Source organism: Phyllobacterium sp. 22552, assembly GCF_052044585.1.
Classification (GTDB): Bacteria; Pseudomonadota; Alphaproteobacteria; order Rhizobiales; family Rhizobiaceae; genus Phyllobacterium; species Phyllobacterium ifriqiyense.
On the sequence record NZ_JBQENG010000003.1, the window covers coordinates 543709 to 563176 of the forward strand.

19 protein-coding genes are annotated in these 19468 nt (G+C 54.1%); 14 read left to right on the forward strand and 5 right to left on the reverse strand.

Features of this window, described 5'->3' with window-relative positions:
- Positions 1-80 precede the first annotated feature (80 nt).
- Genes ACTJI9_RS09820 through lpxK form a run of 6 tightly spaced genes read left to right on the forward strand, consistent with a single transcriptional unit; the run spans position 81 to position 5666 of the window.
- Positions 81-1424, forward strand: a complete 1344-nt coding sequence (locus tag ACTJI9_RS09820; protein ID WP_440807601.1) for a TldD/PmbA family protein — start codon at positions 81-83, stop codon at positions 1422-1424.
- Positions 1411-2220 carry a 3'(2'),5'-bisphosphate nucleotidase CysQ gene (locus ACTJI9_RS09825; RefSeq protein WP_307283013.1) on the forward strand — a complete coding sequence of 270 codons (810 nt, stop codon included), beginning with the start codon at positions 1411-1413 and terminating at the stop codon, positions 2218-2220. The genes ACTJI9_RS09820 and ACTJI9_RS09825 overlap by 14 nt, the downstream gene beginning before the upstream one ends.
- A 45-nt stretch (positions 2221-2265) precedes the next feature.
- The gene (locus ACTJI9_RS09830; protein ID WP_115055200.1) at positions 2266-2514 is read left to right on the forward strand and encodes a DUF4170 domain-containing protein; all 249 of its coding nucleotides are present in this window, start codon (positions 2266-2268) and stop codon (positions 2512-2514) included.
- A gap of 43 nt (positions 2515-2557) precedes the next feature.
- A complete protein-coding gene (locus tag ACTJI9_RS09835; RefSeq protein ID WP_115055271.1) occupies positions 2558-3319 on the forward strand; it encodes a DUF374 domain-containing protein in 762 nt (253 codons plus the stop codon).
- Positions 3316-4638, forward strand: a complete 1323-nt coding sequence (gene waaA, locus ACTJI9_RS09840; RefSeq protein ID WP_336440545.1) for a lipid IV(A) 3-deoxy-D-manno-octulosonic acid transferase — start codon at positions 3316-3318, stop codon at positions 4636-4638. The genes ACTJI9_RS09835 and waaA overlap by 4 nt, the downstream gene beginning before the upstream one ends.
- Positions 4635-5666, forward strand: coding sequence for a tetraacyldisaccharide 4'-kinase (lpxK, locus tag ACTJI9_RS09845; protein WP_440807604.1), 1032 nt, complete (start codon positions 4635-4637; stop codon positions 5664-5666). The genes waaA and lpxK overlap by 4 nt, the downstream gene beginning before the upstream one ends.
- Here lpxK and ACTJI9_RS09850 read toward each other — a convergent pair.
- From ACTJI9_RS09850 to mutL, 3 genes are all read right to left on the reverse strand, one after another.
- Positions 5661-6113, reverse strand: a complete 453-nt coding sequence (locus ACTJI9_RS09850; RefSeq protein ID WP_440807605.1) for a hypothetical protein — start codon at positions 6111-6113, stop codon at positions 5661-5663. The genes lpxK and ACTJI9_RS09850 overlap by 6 nt on opposite strands.
- Complete coding sequence (locus ACTJI9_RS09855) at positions 6110-6346, reverse strand: DUF2093 domain-containing protein (protein ID WP_307283027.1); 237 nt, start codon at positions 6344-6346, stop codon at positions 6110-6112. Before ACTJI9_RS09855 ends, ACTJI9_RS09850 begins: the two co-directional genes overlap by 4 nt.
- 96 nt (positions 6347-6442) lie before the next feature.
- Complete coding sequence (gene mutL, locus ACTJI9_RS09860) at positions 6443-8305, reverse strand: DNA mismatch repair endonuclease MutL (RefSeq protein ID WP_440807610.1); 1863 nt, start codon at positions 8303-8305, stop codon at positions 6443-6445.
- 147 nt (positions 8306-8452) lie between these two features.
- On the opposite strand from mutL, the gene ACTJI9_RS09865 reads away from it, so the two are divergent.
- Positions 8453-9643: an acyl-CoA dehydrogenase gene (locus tag ACTJI9_RS09865; protein WP_440807612.1), complete on the forward strand. Its 1191-nt coding sequence runs from the start codon at positions 8453-8455 to the stop codon at positions 9641-9643.
- A gap of 11 nt (positions 9644-9654) precedes the next feature.
- Here ACTJI9_RS09865 and ACTJI9_RS09870 read toward each other — a convergent pair whose 3' ends face one another.
- Together ACTJI9_RS09870 and ACTJI9_RS09875 are read right to left on the reverse strand one after the other, a co-directional pair.
- A complete protein-coding gene (locus ACTJI9_RS09870; RefSeq protein WP_440807615.1) occupies positions 9655-10092 on the reverse strand; it encodes a cell envelope integrity protein TolA in 438 nt (145 codons plus the stop codon).
- A gap of 2 nt (positions 10093-10094) precedes the next feature.
- Positions 10095-10433 carry a TIGR01244 family sulfur transferase gene (locus ACTJI9_RS09875; RefSeq protein WP_336440539.1) on the reverse strand — a complete coding sequence of 113 codons (339 nt, stop codon included), beginning with the start codon at positions 10431-10433 and terminating at the stop codon, positions 10095-10097.
- A gap of 129 nt (positions 10434-10562) precedes the next feature.
- On the opposite strand from ACTJI9_RS09875, the gene ACTJI9_RS09880 reads away from it, so the two are divergent.
- From ACTJI9_RS09880 to ACTJI9_RS09910, 7 genes are all read left to right on the forward strand, one after another.
- Entirely contained in the window at positions 10563-11459 is an 897-nt protein-coding gene (locus ACTJI9_RS09880) for a LysR family transcriptional regulator (RefSeq protein ID WP_115055193.1), read from the forward strand.
- A gap of 102 nt (positions 11460-11561) precedes the next feature.
- Positions 11562-12035 (forward strand): formate dehydrogenase subunit gamma, encoded by a 474-nt coding sequence (locus ACTJI9_RS09885; protein WP_440807617.1) that lies wholly within the window; start codon positions 11562-11564, stop codon positions 12033-12035.
- Positions 12032-13588, forward strand: coding sequence for a formate dehydrogenase beta subunit (locus ACTJI9_RS09890; protein ID WP_440807619.1), 1557 nt, complete (start codon positions 12032-12034; stop codon positions 13586-13588). The genes ACTJI9_RS09885 and ACTJI9_RS09890 overlap by 4 nt, the downstream gene beginning before the upstream one ends.
- Positions 13589-13597: 9 nt before the next feature.
- Positions 13598-16474 (forward strand): formate dehydrogenase subunit alpha, encoded by a 2877-nt coding sequence (gene fdhF, locus ACTJI9_RS09895; protein ID WP_440807622.1) that lies wholly within the window; start codon positions 13598-13600, stop codon positions 16472-16474.
- Between the two features lie 2 nt (positions 16475-16476).
- A complete protein-coding gene (gene fdhD / locus ACTJI9_RS09900) occupies positions 16477-17412 on the forward strand; it encodes a formate dehydrogenase accessory sulfurtransferase FdhD (protein WP_435530068.1) in 936 nt (311 codons plus the stop codon).
- The gene (locus ACTJI9_RS09905; RefSeq protein ID WP_440807626.1) at positions 17405-17653 is read left to right on the forward strand and encodes a formate dehydrogenase subunit delta; all 249 of its coding nucleotides are present in this window, start codon (positions 17405-17407) and stop codon (positions 17651-17653) included. The genes fdhD and ACTJI9_RS09905 overlap by 8 nt, the downstream gene beginning before the upstream one ends.
- Positions 17654-17702: 49 nt before the next feature.
- The gene (locus ACTJI9_RS09910) at positions 17703-19358 is read left to right on the forward strand and encodes an OFA family MFS transporter (RefSeq protein WP_440807628.1); all 1656 of its coding nucleotides are present in this window, start codon (positions 17703-17705) and stop codon (positions 19356-19358) included.
- The last annotated feature ends 110 nt before the right edge of the window (positions 19359-19468 follow it).

Consider the following 19468-nt stretch of genomic DNA (forward strand, 5'->3'; position numbering starts at 1 on the left):
CCATATAGGGTGGAGTACATCGTCTGGCTTTGTCAGATAAGTCCTCGCATCCTCTCATGCAATCAACCTTAGAGATGAATATGGTCGAGCCGGTAAATTCCCGCGAATTTGTAGACAGTGCCACAGCGTTGGTAGAGGCCGCAAGGCGTGCTGGTGCTGATGCGGCAGATGCCGTTGTGGTGCGCTCCCGCTCGACTGGCGTTAACGTGCGGTTGGGCAAAGTGGAGTCGACCGAATCTTCGGAAAGTGACGAATTTTCGTTGCGGGTCTTTGTCGGCCGCAAGATCGCGAGCATTTCCGCAAATACGGGCTCTGATCCCAAGATTCTGGCTGAACGAGCTGTCGCAATGGCCAAGGTTTCGCCGGATGATGCCTACGAAGGATTAGCGGCAACAGAACAGCTCGTGCGCAATATTCGTGATCTTGAGCTCTACGATCCAACCAATGTCGATGCCGCACAATTGACTGAAGCTGCGCTTGCCGCAGAGGAAGCAGCGCTCAGCGTCGAAGGCGTTACCAATTCTGGCGGTGGCTCGGCATCTGCCGGCATGGGCGGGTTGGTTCTGGTCACTTCGGGAGGGTTTGCCGGGTATTATAATGGCTCACGTTTTTCACGTTCGGTGAGTGCTATCGCAGGCACTGGAACCGCGATGGAACGCGACTATGATTTCTCGTCGCGTATTTATTATGGTGAGCTGGAAGATGCTGCCGCTATCGGACGCTCCGCTGGCGCGCGCGCTGTCAAGCGGCTGAATGCACGTCAGGCGCAGACGGGGCGCGTCAATGTCGTCTACGATCCGCGCGTGGCGCGTGGCATTGCCTCGCATTTGGCGAGCGCCATCAACGGAGCATCGGTTGCCCGCAAAACCAGCTTTCTAAAAGATCGCATGGGAGAGAAAATTCTCAGCGACGCTATTTACGTCTCTGATGATCCATTGCGGGTGCGGGGCTCTGGATCTCGCCCTTTCGACGGCGAAGGCCTTGAGGGCGTTCCATTGAACATGGTTGAAAATGGGGTGCTGAAGCACTGGTTGCTCTCCACGTCTACAGCCAAAGAATTGGATTTGACCACGAACGGGCGCGGCACACGCTCGGGCTCGACTGTCGTGCCGTCATCTACCAATTTTGCTATCGAGCCTGGCGAAAAAACGCCGGACGAATTAATCCGCGCCGTTGGCACAGGGTTTTATGTCACGGAACTGTTTGGGCAGGGTGTTGACATGATAACTGGCCAATATAGCCGTGGCGCTAGCGGATACTGGATTGAAAACGGTGAGCTGTCTTACCCGGTAAGCGAGGTAACACTGGCATCGAATTTGAAAGAAATGTTCCTTAATTTAACGGTAGCCAATGATATTGATCGCAATTTCAGTGTTGCCAGCCCAACGCTCCTTATAGAAGGCATGACTCTTGCCGGAAAATGACCAAAACAGAGCAGATCTTGACCTGATTCGTGAGGCAGCAATAGGCGCTGGCCGCGTAGCCCTGTCCTTTTATGGGCAATCGCCCCAGATATGGCTCAAGACCGGTAATTCCCCTGTTACCGAAGCGGATCTTGCCGCGGATAAATATCTCAAGGATGTGCTGCTGACCGCACGGCCTGATTATGGCTGGATATCTGAAGAGACGCTTGATGAGCGTATAGATTCACCCAGGCAACGCTTTTTCGTTGTCGATCCAATAGATGGAACCCGTGCTTTCATAGAAGGTGTTGATGTTTGGTGCGTCAGTGTCGCCGTCATTGAGAATGGCCGTCCGGTGGCGGGCGTTCTTGAGTGTCCGGCTCGTCATGAGACGATAAGTGCCTTGCCGGGTGAGGGCGCTGATCAGAACGGCAGTCCCATCCATGCCCAGGCGGAAAGCCGGCCATTCAAAGTTGCTGCGCCGGGAGGATTTCTCAATAAGCTGCCGGAATCATTTCTTGGCTCTATTGAACGCGCCCCTCATATAGCGTCGCTTGCCTATAGGCTGGCGATGGTAGCGCGGGGCGACCTTGCTGGGACCTTCGTAAGACCGAACTCCCATGATTGGGATCTGGCGGCTGCCGATCTCATTTTGTCTGAAGCGGGCGGTAATGTCTTGACAGCAAAAGGCAAAGCACTCACCTACGGTCTGCGCAATACTCAAAGAGGCGATTACCGGCACGGCGCTTTGGTTGCGGCAAGTGGTCTACTAATGGATAACATGCTGAACATTGTAGCGGACACTGCCTTCGGTTAAACAGACTGACATCTTCCAATCTGGCAAATCATCTGGATAATAATTATGAGCGAAGAAACCTCGGATACAAAACAACTGCTGCATCTGGTTTTCGGCGGGGAGCTTAAGAAGTTAGGCGGCGTCGAGTTCCGCGATCTCGACAATCTCGATATTGTCGGAATTTATCCGAACTTCGAAACCGCACAGCGCGCCTGGAAATCCAAGGCACAGCAAACAGTCGATAATGCGCATATGCGTTATTTCATCGTCCATATGCACAAGCTGCTTGATCCGGTAACGGGCAAATCAGGTTGATCGTGTGACACGACAAAACGATGAAATGCCGACCAGCGAAATTATGTTAGCTTCCAAATCTTCGCCTAAGAAGAAAAACGGGTTGCTGAAGCGGTTCTGGCGTTCTGTCCGTGGTCCTTTGGCAAATTCGCCGGTTGTGCGGACGATGATAGTTTGGCTTATTACCCAGTTTTTCCGGCTGGTGAATGCTACAAATCCTCGGCTCGCCGGTTCGTCTGATGTCGAAGATATGAAGCGTGGCGGCGAACCTTTTATTGCGGTTGCATGGCACGGCCAGCATTTGATGGCGCCGTTTCTCATGCCCCGCAATGTCCGGTTTGTTGCAATGTTTTCGCGCAGCAAGGATGCCGAATTGAACGCGCGCGTCGCTGAAAGTTTCGGTGTTGAGATCATTCGCGGTTCAGGCGGTAGGGACCGCGCAAAGGGGGCTGAAAAAGGCGGTGCACGTGCATTGCTTGCCCTAAAAAAGGCATTGAAGGATGGCAAGACTGCTGCAATGATTGCTGATATCCCCCATGGTACGCCTCGCCAATCAGGCATAGGCGTTATTCTGCTTGCAAAATTATCGGGCCGTCCAATTCTCCCAATTTGCTACCTGACCTCGCGACGGAAAGTTCTTGAAAAGAGTTGGGATAAGACAACTGTTCCATTGCCTTTCGGCAAGTCAGGACTGATTGTCGGAGATCCGATTTTCGTTCCCCAGGATGCTGATGATGCCATGCTTGAAGCTAAGCGCGTTGAACTGACGGACAGCCTGAATGCGAATACGCTTCGCGTTCACACACTGGTGGATGGCGCGATATGAGTGAGAAGTGGGCCAGATTGGCACTCAGCACCTACCGGTGGGCGGGTGCTATAATTTTCCCCGTAGTGGGAGCCTATGTTGCTTTCCGTGCGAGCAAGGGCAAGGAAGAGCGCGGTCGTCAAGGCGAGCGCTATGGTGTTGCCAGCGTGGCTCGACCCTCTGGACCATTGGTCTGGGTTCATGCCGCCAGCGTTGGCGAAACATCGGCTGTCACGCCATTGGTCGAAGCAATCGTCGAAATGGGCATCCATGTCGTCTTGACCACCGGCACGGTGACTTCGGCGAAAATGGTTCAGGATCGTCTTGGGGATCGTGTCATTCACCAGTATGTGCCACTTGATCTCAAGCCTGCGGTTGACCGTTTCCTGACCCACTGGCAGCCTGATCTTGCGGTAATATGCGAGTCTGAAATATGGCCGATGACGATCCTCGAGCTTGGAACAAGACGTGTGCCGCAGGTTCTCGTTAATGGACGCCTGTCGGACCGTTCCTTCGCGGCGTGGAACAAGCGTGCATCGATCGCAGAGGCGCTGTTTGAAAATCTCGCTCACGTTGTCGCGCAGTCAGATGTTGACGGTGAGCGGTTCCGTACGCTTGGCGCACGGCCGGTGACAGTATCAGGCAATTTGAAGGTTGATACGGCCGTTCCGCCGGTGGACAATTCGCAATTGGCCGCACTTCAAAAGATGATCGGCCCGCGCAAGACATGGGCTGCCATCTCTACGCATCAGGGCGAAGAGGAAATCGTCGCTCAGGTGCATCAGATGCTCAAGGCCCGGCATCGCGACTTACTGACGATCCTGGTGCCCCGGCATCCGGATCGCGCTGCTGAGGTAGCAGCTCTGATAGAAACGATGGGAATGAAGGTTGCATTGCGCAGCCGCAATGATCCGATCGATGCGGACACCGATATATTCATAGGCGATACAATCGGCGATATGGGTCTTTATCTGCGGATGGCAGAGATTGCCTTCGTTGGCCGCTCTCTGACTGCGCAAGGTGGCCAAAATCCTCTTGAACCGGCTATGCTGAAATCGGCCATTCTCTCGGGTCGCAATGTGCAGAATTTCCGTGACTCCTATCAACGCTTGATCAAAAATGGCGCTGCCAAACTTGTACGCGACAAGGATATGCTGGCAGGGGCGGTAAACTACCTGTTCAACAATCCGGCAGAACGGCAGATTATGATTGATGCGGGGCTGAAGACAGTCGAGGACATGCGCGGATCACTGTCGCGAACCATGACAGCCCTTGAGCCCTATTTGCAGCCTTTGGTGCTGCAGGCTCGACTCTCCAATCGCGAAAGCGCTTGGAAATGACGTCAGAAGCGCCTCCATTCTGGTGGGAAAAGCCGGATTGGCGTGCGCGAGCCTTGAGTCCTCTTGCCAACATATACGGCGCAGTTGCCGGTCGCCGTCTTCGGCGCGCCAAGCCGCCATCCGTCTCTGTTCCGGTGCTATGCGTCGGTAATTTTACTGTTGGCGGTGCGGGCAAGACACCAACATCGATTGCTCTCGCCAAAGCAGCGACCTCAATGGGCCTGAAGCCAGGAATTGTATCGCGTGGCTATGGCGGTGCATTCTCCGGCTTGCACAAAGTCGACCCGGATAAAGACAGCGCGCGCCATGTTGGCGATGAGCCGATTCTGCTGGCGCGTCATGCACCCGTTGTCGTGTGCGCCGACCGTGTGGCTGGCGCGAAAGCGCTTATCGCGTCGGGTTGTGATTTCATCATCATGGATGATGGTTTTCAGAGTGCCCGCCTGCATTTTGACTATGCGCTTATGGTGGTCGATGCGGGCCGGGGAATTGGCAACGGGAAAGTCCTGCCTGCCGGGCCGCTACGAGCACCGCTCACGGACCAATTGGTCCGAACCGATGCCTTGCTCAGAATAGGCACTGCCAGCGGTGCCGACCAGCTTGTTCGCAGCGCTGCGAGGGCGGCAAAACCGATTTATGAGTCTGTGCTTCAACCACAAAACATTGCGCAGATAAGCCAGGGGCGCTTATTGGCTTTTGCTGGCATCGGCGATCCGTCCAAGTTTTTCAGGACCTTGCACGAAGCCGGACTAGATGTGGCACAGACCAAATCCTTTCCAGATCACCATCCCTATACGGATGAGGACGCTGCTGATTTGATGAAGGACGCAGCCAAAGAGCAACTTACCTTGATCACGACCGCAAAGGATCATGTCAGATTGTTTGACGGAAGTGCTGTGACCAAGGAATTGGCGACGCAAACGCTCGTTCTGGATGTGGAACTTGTTTTCAGCCATCCGCAAACCGCGCATAATATTGTTCGCGATACAAGGGAACGCGCTAAGGCGCGCATCCTTAAAACTCTATAGATAGTTGCGCGTTCTGACCCTTGGCGGTGCTTCTCTCACGGGTATGTCGAGATTACGTCCGGTCGTTTGACTATATTGTCGATCATTGGTGAATGTTACCCTGCCATATTGGCGCATTTCAACGGCAAGCGAAATGCGGGGAGCGGCATGACTCGCGGGAATCTCGATCTCATAGGCAATCGGGAAATAGCCATTGCGATTCAGGGTAAAGCTTGTCGCGCCGATCTTTGGCATGGAACCTGTAGCGCCACCTGTCGCATCATAAGCCGTTATGAAAACAACGGTGCTTGCACCAAGCCGGGCATAAGGCGGTCCCTGCAAATAACCGCGAATAGTCTTGGTTGGTCCGCTATAGGTCGGCGGCTCCTTGCTGGTGGCACAACCGCTAATGGTAAGGCCAATGCCGATGAGCGAAAGCAGGAGGGTTCGACGATTATACACGCTCAAGCCTTGTTCCGCTGACGCAGGTCAGGATTTTCCTGCAACTCCCGATTGAAAGAAGTATGTGCGTCCACATAGGGCTCCTGCCGCGCGACGCTCCAGTACCTCAATTCATCAATAGCAATCTTTTCCCCAGTGACGGCGCACAAGACATAGGCCCCCGGAGACAGGACTTGAAAGTCACCGTCTAGATAGCGAATTTTGGCTTCGCGAGAGCCGGGGCCTTCAAATCGGTTCATTGCATTTGTTCCAGTTCGTTCATTTACCGCTATTTACGGCTTTGCGACTTTCGCGGTCAAGGTCTGCCTGAATGGTTCCATAGAATGGAAAACGCTTTAGCGCCGGCCAAACAGCCGTTCAATATCCGTCAACTTCAGTTCAATATAGGTCGGGCGTCCGTGGTTGCACGTACCTGAACCCGGCGTTGCCTCCATTTGACGAAGTAACGCATTCATCTCGTCGGGCTTAAGCCGCCGTCCAGCCCTGACTGAACCGTGACACGCCATGGTAGCAGCCACGTGGTCGAGTATGGCTTTCAAGCCATCCGACGTGTCGTGTTCTGCAATCTCATCTGCAAGGTCTCGCACCAGCTTTTGCGTATCGATCTCGCCCAGCATGGAGGGGGTTTCGCGAACGGCGACAGCACCTGGGCCGAAAGCTTCCAGACCAAGCCCGAAGCGTTGCAGCGTTTCAGCATGGGCAACAAGCCGCCCCACATCTTCCTCGGGAAGATCGACAATCTCCGGGATAAGCAGCATCTGCGCCGCCAAAGGACGTGAGTGCAGAGCGTTTTTTAAAGCCTCATAGACAAGGCGCTCATGCGCTGCATGCTGGTCAACAATAACGAGGCTGTCGTCAGTTTGTGAGACGATATAATTTGCGTGAACCTGTGCCCGGGCAGCGCCGAGCGGCATGGCAAGCAATTCTGGCGGAGCACTGATCGTGCTGGCGCGGGCATCAGCGCTTAGAGCGGCAGCGCCATCATAGAGGAATTCCTGCACGGTTTCAGCAAACCCGTTGCCGTGACTCGAGGCGCTGGCGACACTCTCAAAAGGACGGAACGGCGATTGCTGCACCGAATAGTTCAGATTACCGGGAGAGACAGTTTCCTTGCCCCATATTGGCGCTGTTGAGCGAGGTTCGAATCCGCCGCCAGGTCGAAAAGAGTGCAGCATGGCTTCAGCACCCGTGGTCGTCGCCCGAATACCGGATTGCCCGAGCGCTTCCCGTATTGCTCCAACTATCAAGCCGCGAACAAGACCAGGATCGCGAAATCGCACATCGGCTTTTGCTGGGTGGACATTCACATCGACGAGTTCCGGATCGAGATTGAGGAAAAGAACGACAACGGGGTGACGGTCGCGCGACATAACATCCGCATAAGCTCCGCGAATTGCGCCCCATATCTGCTTGTCGCGAACCGGGCGGCCATTCACATAGGCGAATTGATGAAGGCTATTTGCACGATTAAAAGCAGGAATACCGGCAAAACCGCTTAGCCGAACGCCATCGCGCATTGCATCAATGCCTATGGCATTTTCTGGAAACTCTTTGCCCAACACTTGCGAGATTCGCTCCAGCATCCCCTCTGAGCCAACCCCCGTTGCGGCCATTTCAAATGGTGTCCGGTCGCTCCCGGTCATGGAAAAGCGAATATGCGGAAAGGCGATGGCAACACGTTTGACCACATCGCTGATCGCAGAGGCTTCAGCGCGGTCCGTTTTCATGAATTTGAGGCGTGCGGGTGTGGAAAAGAAAAGATCCCGCACCTCCGCGATTGTTCCGCCATTCATGCCCGTCGGGCGCGGGCCGTCCATGCGCCCGCCATTAACGGAGATCTCAAATCCAGAATCGGCATCGGCCACACGCGACTTTAGTGACAATCGCGAAATTGAACCAATGGAAGGAAGTGCTTCGCCGCGAAAACCAAGCGCTCTGATATCGTGCACATTATCGGTCAGTTTCGACGTGCAATGGCGGGAAACCGCCAATGAAAGTTCATCGGCGGGAATGCCAGAACCATTGTCAATTATGCGGATAAGGTTCTTTCCACCGCCCGCAGTGACAATATCAATGCGTGTTGCGCCGGCATCGATTGCATTCTCAACGAGTTCTTTCACCACGCTGGCTGGCCGCTCGATAACTTCGCCCGCCGCGATCTGATTGATGATTGTTTCGGTGAGATGTTTAATGGCCATTACACAGATATAGTGGATTCGGCTGCGTATCGAAATGCGCAAATCATGCGCGTCGCTCATCATCCAAGCAAATTTTAGCAATGCCGCGATCTGGTCACCGGTGCGGATTTGATGCTAGGTCTTGTCGCCTATTTGAGGAGAATACCTATGGCAAACTCCAAGCCATCCTTTGTCTGGACGGATCCCTTTTTGTTGGAAGACCAACTGACAGAAGACGAAAGGATGATTCGCGACAGCGCGCGTAGCTTTGCCCAAAGCGAACTTCAGCCGCGTATCGAGGAAGCCTATATGCAGGAAAAGACTGATCCTGCATTATTCCGTCTTATGGGACAATCAGGATTACTCGGGGTCACTTTGCCGGAGGAATATGGCACGGCAGGTGCGTCATATGTTGCTTACGGACTTGTTGCCCGCGAGGTGGAGCGTGTGGACAGTGGTTATCGTTCGATGATGAGCGTGCAGTCCTCCTTGGTCATGTATCCTATTTATGCCTATGGTTCGGAAGAACAGCGCAAGAAATATCTGCCGAGATTGGCGTCCGGTGAATGGATTGGTTGCTTTGGATTGACAGAACCGGATGCAGGCTCCGACCCGGCGGGTATGAAGACCCGTGCGACCAAAGTTGCGGATGGCTATAGTATTTCCGGCTCGAAGATGTGGATTTCAAATTCCCCTATTGCCGACGTTTTTGTCGTTTGGGCCAAGTCCGACGCGCATGACGGCCAGATCAAGGGATTCGTGCTGGAGAAAGGCATGAAGGGGCTTTCCGCACCAAAGATTGACGGCAAGCTTTCCCTTCGCGCTTCGATCACCGGTGAGATTGTCATGGATGGCGTTATTGTTGGAGAAGAACAGTTGCTGCCGAATGTGGCTGGTCTGAAAGGTCCATTCGGATGCCTTAATCGCGCTCGCTACGGCATTTCCTGGGGTGTCATGGGTGCCGCTGAAGATTGTTGGCAGCGCACGGTACAATATGGCCTCGACCGTAAGCAGTTCGGTCGACCACTGGCTGCGACACAGCTTTTCCAGAAGAAGTTTGCCGATATGCAGACCGAAATTACGCTTGGTTTGCAGGCTTCATTGCGCGTTGGCCGTCTCATGGACGAGGACCGCATGGCGCCGGAAATGATTAGCCTGGTTAAACGCAATAATTGCGGCAAGGCCTTGGACATCGCGCGCATGGCTCGCGATATGCATGGCGGCAATGGAATCCAGATCGGCTATCATGTCATGCGGCACTCGCAAAATCTCGAAACGGTGAATACTTATGAAGGTACGCACGATGTGCATGCTCTCATTCTGGGTCGTGCACAGACTGGCATTCAGGCGTTTTTCTAGTCAGTGAGCAATTACAGCGAAGACGGCTGAAAGTTGAGTATAATTCTTCGAAGGTTTTCATAAGAACCGGGATTATCTTTTACCGTTTTGAAGGGTGCGCAGCGCTTGATGGCACGCACGGCGCTTAAAGCAAGCTGTTTGCCCATGGTGCCCTTTCCGGTCTTCAAAACTTTGGGGTCTTTGAGTAGCGTCCCGTCTTTCCCGACGCTCACAGCTACCTTTATTTCTGGCAGAGTATCGCCCCGCTTGAAGATGGGCTGAACCCAGCACGCCTGAATCTCTTGCTTCAACCGATCTTCGACAGTGCCGCTCGCCAGCGGCATTGGAGCGCTGTTTTCCAGCATATTATCTATATCGTCGGCAGAAAATGGTTTCTCCTGTGCGCTGCCAGCAACAACGGGCAGCGTCATAAAGAAGACCACAGTCAGCGTGCCGAACAGGCGCACCAACTCTAACCCTTCTGCTGTTGCACAATCCCGTAAATATTGGTTGAGCGGGCGCCTGAGCGACAATAGGCGAGAACCGGGCCTTCAGCTTGTTCAAGCGCGGAAGCCATGGCATCGACATCATCTTGCGTTAGCTGTCCGGCTATAATCGGTACGTAATAAACGGGAATACCGGCCTTTTCTGCGACTTTGGCGATCTCTGCAAAATCTGGCTGGTCTGGCGACTCGCCATCCGGCCGATTGCAGATGAGCGCGCCGTAGCCAGCGGCAACGATATCGCGAACGTCGTCTGGTGAAATCTGACCCGTCACGGCGTAGCGATCGTCAATCTGACGAATATCCATTTTCATGTCCTTGGAAATCGTGGATGTTGAGCGCAACATACATCAAACAAAACTCTTTGCCAGACCAAAGCGGCCCAGCATTAGAAGGCTTGCTCATTTGCTCTAGAGTCTTTGTGGAGGAGAGTCTGGATGATCGACAAGTTGGAATTTTTTATCGCATTGGCTCGCCATAAGCATTTTGGCCGCGCTGCGGAAGAATGCGGTGTAACACAGCCGACGCTTTCAGCAGCAATTCGTCAGCTTGAAAATACGCTGGGCGCTGTTCTTGTTCAGCGCGGCTCGCGGTTCAACGGTCTGACATCCGAAGGCCAGCGCGTGCTCGAATGGGCGCGGCGAATTGTTGGCGACACGAAAACAATGCGTGAAGAAATCCGCGCAGCGCATTTTGGACTGGCCGGACACCTGAAGATTGCCGCCATTCCAACCGCATTGGCCATGGTGTCCAAGCTCACCACGCCTTTCAGAGAGAAGCACCCCGATGTCACCTTTTCCATTACGTCGCGAACATCATTGGAAGTCTTGACGCTGCTCAGTAATTTCGAGATCGATGCCGGTATTAGTTATCTTGATAATGAACCTCTCGGGCGTGTGACCTCGGTCCCGCTTTATTCCGAGCGCTATCAATTGATTACTGCAGCGGGCAATACCTATTCGGACAGGACGTCCGTCACATGGGCCGAGGTGGGTCAACTGCCGCTATGTTTGCTTACGAAAGATATGCAGAACCGCCGGCTTATCAACAAGCACTTGCAGGATGCTGGCGTGGAGGTTCACCCGACACTCGAATCCAATTCGATGATTGTCCTCTTTTCCCATATCCGCACCGGAAAATGGGTTAGCATCATGCCGCTTAACCTCTCTGAGACCTTGGGTTTTGCCGAGCCAATCCGGTCCATTCCGATTGTGGAGCCGGATGCGCGTCATTTGGTGGGTTTGGTCACGGCAGATCGGGAGCCTCACACGCCGCTTGTATCAGCCCTCCTTCATGAGGCACGCGCTTTGGCACTCACAATGGAAGTTTTTTGATAGAAATATTCTATCGTTCAACGAGACAATGATATTGATTATATATCAGTTTTTTGATCTGTTCTAAGTCACGAGGAGAAATTAGGGAGGGCGCTGCACAAAATGCAGAGCGCAAGTACCAATATCGCAGCTAGAGCGATAGGCATTATCGATCAATTCAAGGGCAAAGAAGGGCCGCTATTGCCCATCTTGCACGAGTTGCAGGGTGAGTTTGGTTATGTGCCACAGGAAACGCTTCCTTTGATCGCACATGCCCTCAATATTTCCCGTGCCGAAGTTCACGGCGTATTTTCATTTTATCATGATTATCGCGATCATCCAGGTGGCCGACATGTCCTGAAGCTTTGCCGGGCTGAAGCCTGTCAATCAATGGGCGGCGATGCATTGGCGGACCGCGCGCGCCAGTTGCTTGGCATTGACTGGCATGGCACCACGACAGATGGCGCGGTAACGCTCGAACCGGTTTACTGCCTTGGCCTGTGCGCCTGTGCGCCGGCCGCGATGTTGGATGGCGAAGTTATTGGTCGCCTGGACGCTGAGCGCCTCGATGAAATTGCTGCGGAGGTGCGGCTATGAGCATCACCTTCTATGTCCCGCGTGATTCCGGTGCCTTGGCACTCGGCGCTGAAAAAGTCGCAAAGACGCTCGAAAACGAAATCACCGCACGCAAGCTGGATGCAAAAATCATACGCAATGGATCGCGTGGCATGTACTGGCTTGAGCCGATGGTCGAGGTCGAAACGCCCGGCGGCCGTGTAGCCTATGGGCCGGTCAAGGCCTCTGACGTTGCAGCCTTGCTCGATGGCGGGTTGGCCGAGGGCAGGGTGCATCCGCTTTGGCTTGGTCTTACAGAGCATCTCCCGTTCTTGTCCAAACAGACACGCCTGACATTTGCGCGTTGTGGCATCACTGATCCAGTCTCGCTTGATGATTATCGCGCCCATGATGGCTTGAAGGGGCTGCAGAACACTCTGACCTTATCGCGGGCCGAGATCGTGGCTCAGGTAACCGAATCCGGATTGCGGGGACGCGGAGGTGCTGGCTTCCCGACCGGCATCAAATGGAAAACGGTGCTCGATACTTTGGCACCGCAAAAATATATTGTCTGCAATGCGGATGAGGGCGATAGCGGCACTTTTGCTGATCGTATGATCATGGAAGGCGATCCCTTTGTTCTCATCGAGGGCATGGCGATTGCCGGCATCGCCGTTGAGGCGACCAAGGGCTACATCTACATTCGTTCTGAATATCCGCATGCCATTGCAGTAATGAATGAAGCCATCGAAGTTGCGCGGAAGTCTGGAGTACTGGGAGCCTCTGTGCTCGGTTCGTCATATGCTTTCGATATCGAGGTTCGCGTCGGCGCCGGGGCCTATGTCTGCGGCGAAGAAACGGCTTTGCTTGAAAGTCTTGAAGGGCGTCGCGGTATCGTACGCGCCAAGCCACCGCTTCCCGCGCATAAGGGCCTGTTTGGCAAACCTACCGTCATCAATAATGTGATTTCCTTGGCCTCGGTGCCTGTCATCATGGACAGGGGGGCGGCGTTCTACAAAGATTTCGGCATGGGCCGCTCACGTGGCACCATTCCGCTGCAAATAGCTGGCAACGTCAAATATGCCGGTCTGTTTGAGGCTGCCTTTGGTCTTACTCTTGGTGAGATCGTGGATGATATTGGCGGCGGCACTGCCACGGGCCGTCCGGTAAAAGCGGTGCAGGTCGGCGGTCCACTGGGTGCTTATTTCCCACGTTCGCTTTTCGACACGCCGTTTGACTACGAAGCCTTTGCAGCCAAGGACGGTCTTATCGGTCACGCCGGATTGGTCGTCTTTGACGACAGTGTCGATATGCTGAAACAGGCACGCTTTGCCATGGAATTCTGCGCTGTGGAATCCTGCGGCAAGTGTACGCCATGCCGTATCGGTTCTACCCGCGGCGTTGAGGTTGTGGATCGCCTTTCAGCCAATATCGAGCCGGAAAAGCAAATCGCGGTTCTCACTGATCTTTGCAATACGATGAAATTCGGCTCGCTCTGTGCCTTGGGCGGTTTCACGCCTTATCCCGTTTTGAGCGCTCTTAATCATTTTCCTGAAGATTTTCGCCCGGCACCAATTGCCGTTGCGGCGGAATAGGAGTTCACCATGTCACTGGTTCACGAGATCGACTACGGCACGCCAGCTTCCCTTTCGGAGAAGATGGTCACGCTTACCATCGACGGCAATGAGGTGACGGTTCCCGAAGGAACTTCCCTGATGCGTGCTGCGATGGAAGCAGGCATTCAGGTGCCGAAACTCTGCGCCACCGATATGGTTGATGCATTTGGTTCCTGCCGTCTTTGCCTGATTGAAATCGAAGGCCGCAACGGTACTCCGGCTTCCTGCACCACGCCTGCAATGGAAGGTCTGGTGGTCCATACGCAGACCAAGCGCCTGAAGGATATCCGCAAAGGCGTGATGGAGCTTTATATCTCCGATCATCCGCTCGATTGCCTGACTTGCGCTGCCAATGGCGATTGTGAGTTGCAGGATATGGCAGGTGCGGTGGGGTTGCGCGATGTTCGCTATGGTTATGAAGGCGACAACCATGTTTTCACCAAGGCAGAGGGCGTCGCCAATGATCGCTGGATGCCTAAGGATGAAAGCAACCCCTATTTCACCTATGATCCGACGAAATGCATCGTTTGTTCGCGCTGTGTCCGTGCCTGTGAAGAAGTGCAGGGCACATTTGCACTGACGATTGAGGGCCGTGGTTTTTCCAGTCGCGTTTCTCCGGGCATGCACGAAAACTTTCTGGATAGTGAATGTGTTTCCTGCGGTGCCTGCGTGCAGGCATGCCCTACCGCGACACTGACGGAAAAATCGGTCATCCAGATAGGACAACCCGAGCACTCCAAAGTCACGACCTGCGCCTATTGTGGCGTTGGCTGCTCGTTCAAGGCAGAAATGCGTGGTGAGGAACTTGTTCGCATGGTTCCCTACAAGGATGGCAAAGCCAATCGTGGTCACTCCTGCGTCAAAGGCCGCTTTGCCTATGGTTATTCCACACACAAGGATCGCATTCTCAACCCAATGATCCGCGAGAAAATTACAGATCCTTGGCGCGAAGTGAGCTGGGACGAGGCATATAAGTACGTCGCTAATGAATTCCGCCGTCTGCAATATCAATATGGGCGCAATTCCGTTGGCGGCATCACTTCGTCCCGCTGCACCAATGAAGAAACATACCTCGTACAAAAGTTGGTCCGCGCCGGTTTCGGCAACAATAATGTCGATACCTGCGCCCGTGTCTGCCATTCGCCAACCGGCTATGGTCTCAAGACAACCTTTGGTACATCTGCGGGTACGCAGGATTTCGACAGCGTTGAGCATACGGATGTCGTTATGGTCATTGGTGCAAATCCGACCGATGGTCATCCTGTCTTTGCCTCGCGTCTGAAGAAGCGTTTGCGCAAGGGCGCAAAACTCATCGTCGTCGATCCACGCCGAATTGATCTGGTGCGCTCGCCCCACGTCTCTGCAGCCCAACATCTGCAACTGCGCCCGGGCACGAATGTCGCTGTGGTCACATCGCTGGCTCATGTGGTTGTTACAGAGGGTCTTTTCGACGAAAAGTTCATTCGCGAGCGTTGCGACTGGGAAGAATTTCAGGATTGGGCTGCATTTGTTTCCAGCCCGGAACATAGCCCGGAAGCCATTGAAGAACTGACAGGTGTGAACCCGCAAACCCTGCGCGAAGCAGCACGCCTGTTCGCCACTGGTGGCAATGGAGCCATCTATTACGGCCTTGGCGTAACAGAACATAGCCAAGGTTCTACTACGGTCATGGCCATCGCCAATCTGGCAATGGCAACCGGTAATATCGGCCGCAAGGGCGTCGGTGTTAATCCTCTGCGCGGCCAGAATAATGTGCAGGGTTCCTGCGATATGGGTTCATTCCCGCATGAACTTCCCGGCTATCGCCATGTTTCCGATGAATCGACACGAGATATTTTTGACAAGCTGTGGGGCGTCAAAATTCAGGACGAGCCGGGCTTGCGCATTCCAAACATGCTGGATGCCGCCGTCGACGGCACGTTCAAGGGCATTTACATTCAGGGTGAAGACATCCTGCAGTCAGATCCCGATACGAAACATGTTGCTGCCGGTCTGGAAGCAATGGAATGTGTAGTCGTCCATGACCTGTTTTTGAACGAAACTGCAAACTACGCCCATGTGTTTCTGCCGGGTTCTACATTCCTCGAAAAGGATGGCACTTTCACCAATGCCGAGCGCCGCATCAATCGCGTGCGCAAGGTTATGAGCCCGCTCAATGGCTATGCGGATTGGGAAGTTACACAAAATCTTGCCAAAGCGATGGGCCTCAATTGGAACTATACCCATCCGTCACAGGTCATGGATGAAATTGCCATGACCACACCCAGTTTTGCTGGTGTCAGTTATGAGCTGCTTGAAAAAGAAGGTTCGGTTCAGTGGCCGTGCAATGAAAAGGCCCCTCTTGGTACGCCAATCATGCACATTGATGGCTTTGCACGGGGCAAGGGCAAGTTCATTCGTACCGAATATGTTGCCACTGATGAGCGGACGGGACCGCGTTTCCCGCTTTTGCTCACAACAGGCCGCATTCTGTCGCAATACAATGTCGGCGCACAAACACGCCGCACAGACAATGTCATGTGGCATGAAGAGGACCGTTTGGAAATTCATGCGCATGATGCGGAAAATCGCGGCATCCGTGATGGCGATTGGGTGAAGATCAGCAGCCGGTCCGGCGAAACCACCTTGCGCGCGCTTATTACGGATCGTGTCTCGCCCGGCGTGGTCTACACGACCTTCCACCATCCCACGACGCAGGCAAATGTGATCACGACCGACTTCTCCGACTGGGCAACAAACTGTCCGGAGTATAAGGTTACTGCGGTTCAGGTCGGTGCGTCCAACGGACCAAGCGATTGGCAGGTTCAATATGATGAACAGGCCCGCCAAAGTCGCCGGATCAAAATACTCGACGCGGCAGAATAAACGTGGAACAGCGCCCCGCACGCCAACTCGTACCGCGGATCACTCGCCGCTTGAATGGCGCAGTCGCCAGCTATGCCAGCGGCGACCGTGCCGTGCCGGAAGAGACACCGGTCGCCTTCAGCTATAATGGCACGACCCATGCGGTCATGATGGCAACCCCTTCTGACATGGAAGATTTTGCTGTTGGTTTCAGTCTTTCCGAAGGCATTATCTCGCGGCTTGAACAGATCGATGAAATCAACATTGAAGACCATGCTGAAGGCATTGATATCCAGATCAGGCTTGCAGGCGAGGCAGGACAGGATTTGAGTGATCGCCGCCGCCGCATGGCGGGGCCCGTTGGTTGCGGTCTTTGCGGAATTGAATCAATCGAGCAGGCATTGAAACCGGTCTCCTCTGTCGACAAGGTGAAATTGGAACTGGCACCAGATGACATTGCGCAAGCAGTAAGGCTGCTTTCAGAAATACAACCTCTTCACAAGGAAACGGGAGCTGTTCATGCCGCTGGTTTCTATCAACCGGGAAAAGGCATTGTAGCGGCGCGTGAGGATGTCGGAAGACACAATGCGCTCGACAAATTGGCTGGCAATCTGTGCCGCTCGCGCATTGAAGGCAGCAGCGGTGCTATTGTGATAACCAGCCGGGTTTCCATTGAAATGGTCCAGAAGGCAGCGATCATTGGTGCTTCAGTATTGATTGCGGTTTCTGCCCCGACAGCGCTTGCTATTCGCACGGCCCATGCCGCCGGACTAACGCTCGTTGCCTTGGTTCGCGGCGATGAATTTGATGTGTTTACGCGCCCGGAACGTATCCCGGTCGCCGCAGCGCAAATCGGCTCCGACACAGATGAAAAGCCGCAGCGGCCGCATCTCAATCCCGATCCTGCTGCCTCGACTCTTATACAAAGTCCAACTGTTAGATTGGTGCAATATGGATAGTGAAAGCCATAAAACCACGGCGGAAAAACTGGTCTATATGGCCAATCAGATTGCAACCTTCTTTCACTCTCAACCGATGGATGAGGCAGCGGCGGGTGTTGCCGAGCATATCAACCACTTCTGGGAACCGCGCATGCGCCAGCAGCTTTTCGGCATACTGGAACAGCCGGACAACGGTCTGGATCCCTTGGTCCTTGAAGCTGCAAAGCAGATACGCAAGCCGGGCACCGTTTCGGCCTGATCCAATTTAATCGCTTGTTTTCTAATGCAAACCTTGGGAGGGGCATTGTATGTCGGCAATTGACCAAACAGCAGAAGGTTCGGTAGGAACCGCTGGAATTCTCGACCGCGAGCGCATTATCGCCAAGGCGGGTTTCAATCGATGGCTCGTCCCGCCAGCCGCTTTGGCAATTCATTTATGTATCGGCATGGCCTATGGGTTCAGTGTTTTCTGGCTGCCATTGTCCCGCTCGATCGGGATTGAACAATCCGTCGCCTGTGCTGATCTCAACCTTGTAACGGCTCTCTTTACGACCAGTTGTGACTGGCGTGTCAGCGATCTCGGCTGGATATACACGCTGTTCTTTGTGCTCCTAGGCTGTTCCGCAGCAATTTGGGGCGGTTGGCTGGAGCGCGCAGGCCCTCGCAAGGCGGGTCTTGTTTCAGCCCTCTGCTGGTGCGGCGGCATGGTCATAGCAGCCATCGGCATCATGACACATCAATTGTGGCTGATGTGGCTTGGCGCTGGCGTTATCGGCGGTATCGGCCTTGGGCTTGGCTATATTTCTCCGGTGTCGACCTTGATCAAATGGTTTCCGGATCGACGCGGCATGGCAACAGGCATGGCGATCATGGGCTTTGGTGGCGGTGCGATGATCGGAGCGCCACTGGCCAATCTTCTGATGAATTACTTCAAGACACCGGAATCTGTTGGCGTTTGGCAGACTTTGCTTGTCATGGCCGCCGGTTATTTTGTTTTCATGATGTGCGGCGCATTTGGCTATCGTATTCCTCCTGCAAATTGGCGCCCAGAGGGCTGGACCCCGCCCGTTAACGGCAAGGCCATGATTACCACGCGTCACGTCCATTTGCGGGATGCGCACAAGACCAAGCAATTCTGGCTCATTTGGGCCGTACTATGCCTCAACGTATCGGCTGGCATCGGCGTGATCGGCATGGCTTCGCCAATGCTTCAGGAGATATTTGCAGGCAAGCTGATTGGCTTCCCCGATGTCAGTTTTACGCAACTGGACGCATCGCAAAAAACTGCGGTAGCAGCTATCGCGGCTGGTTTTACCGGTTTGCTTTCACTGTTCAACATTGGCGGACGCTTCTTCTGGGCGTCACTTTCCGACCGTCTCGGCCGTAAGGCAACCTACTACACCTTCTTTGCGCTGGGCATAGCGCTGTATGCCTTGGCACCGACCGCAGCACATATGGGAAGCCAGGCGCTGTTTGTTGCTATTTTCTGCGTGATCTTGTCGATGTATGGCGGTGGCTTTGCTACTATACCGGCCTACCTAGCCGATATATTTGGAACGCAGTTTGTTGGAGCTATTCATGGCCGCTTGCTGACCGCTTGGGCGACTGCCGGTATCGTGGGACCCGTCGTGGTCAATTACATCCGTGAATTCCAGATCAGTGCGGGTGTCCCGCGTGATCAGGTCTATGATCGAACAATGTATATCCTGGCTGGCATGTTGGCGCTCGGTTTGGTAGCCAATCTGTTCGTGCGGCCATTGGCAGACAAATGGTTCATGTCGGATGCAGAAGTTGCTGCGCTACAGGCCAAGACAAAGGTCGTGGAAGCGGGCACAAGCGGATCATTCGGCATAGGTCATGGCGGTCTCGACGTAAAGGCGGCAATTGCCTGGGCAGCTGTTGGGATCCCGATCCTGTGGGGTGTTTGGGTTACCATCAAACAGGCCATCATTCTCTTCCAGTGAGCAATTGCTCCAGCTCGAAGTAAAAAGGCCCTTCGGGGCCTTTTTACTGTAACAATGTCATAGATTTCAGCCGTAAGTTGCATGGTCTGTTGACAAGTCACGACGAAGTT

What these genes read in the sequence shown, in the direction of transcription:
- ACTJI9_RS09820 (WP_440807601.1), top strand. Translation starts at nt 81, where the DNA reads ATGGTCGAGCCGGTAAATTCCCGCGAATTTGTAGACAGTGCCACAGCG.
- ACTJI9_RS09830 (WP_115055200.1), top strand. Translation starts at nt 2,266, where the DNA reads ATGAGCGAAGAAACCTCGGATACAAAACAACTGCTGCATCTGGTTTTC.
- ACTJI9_RS09835 (WP_115055271.1), top strand. Translation starts at nt 2,558, where the DNA reads ATGTTAGCTTCCAAATCTTCGCCTAAGAAGAAAAACGGGTTGCTGAAG.
- waaA (WP_336440545.1), top strand. Translation starts at nt 3,316, where the DNA reads ATGAGTGAGAAGTGGGCCAGATTGGCACTCAGCACCTACCGGTGGGCG.
- lpxK (WP_440807604.1), top strand. Translation starts at nt 4,635, where the DNA reads ATGACGTCAGAAGCGCCTCCATTCTGGTGGGAAAAGCCGGATTGGCGT.
- ACTJI9_RS09855 (WP_307283027.1), bottom strand. Translation starts at nt 6,346, where the DNA reads ATGAACCGATTTGAAGGCCCCGGCTCTCGCGAAGCCAAAATTCGCTAT.
- mutL (WP_440807610.1), bottom strand. Translation starts at nt 8,305, where the DNA reads ATGGCCATTAAACATCTCACCGAAACAATCATCAATCAGATCGCGGCG.
- ACTJI9_RS09865 (WP_440807612.1), top strand. Translation starts at nt 8,453, where the DNA reads ATGGCAAACTCCAAGCCATCCTTTGTCTGGACGGATCCCTTTTTGTTG.
- ACTJI9_RS09875 (WP_336440539.1), bottom strand. Translation starts at nt 10,433, where the DNA reads ATGGATATTCGTCAGATTGACGATCGCTACGCCGTGACGGGTCAGATT.
- ACTJI9_RS09880 (WP_115055193.1), top strand. Translation starts at nt 10,563, where the DNA reads ATGATCGACAAGTTGGAATTTTTTATCGCATTGGCTCGCCATAAGCAT.
- ACTJI9_RS09885 (WP_440807617.1), top strand. Translation starts at nt 11,562, where the DNA reads ATGCAGAGCGCAAGTACCAATATCGCAGCTAGAGCGATAGGCATTATC.
- ACTJI9_RS09890 (WP_440807619.1), top strand. Translation starts at nt 12,032, where the DNA reads ATGAGCATCACCTTCTATGTCCCGCGTGATTCCGGTGCCTTGGCACTC.
- fdhF (WP_440807622.1), top strand. Translation starts at nt 13,598, where the DNA reads ATGTCACTGGTTCACGAGATCGACTACGGCACGCCAGCTTCCCTTTCG.
- ACTJI9_RS09905 (WP_440807626.1), top strand. Translation starts at nt 17,405, where the DNA reads ATGGATAGTGAAAGCCATAAAACCACGGCGGAAAAACTGGTCTATATG.
- ACTJI9_RS09910 (WP_440807628.1), top strand. Translation starts at nt 17,703, where the DNA reads ATGTCGGCAATTGACCAAACAGCAGAAGGTTCGGTAGGAACCGCTGGA.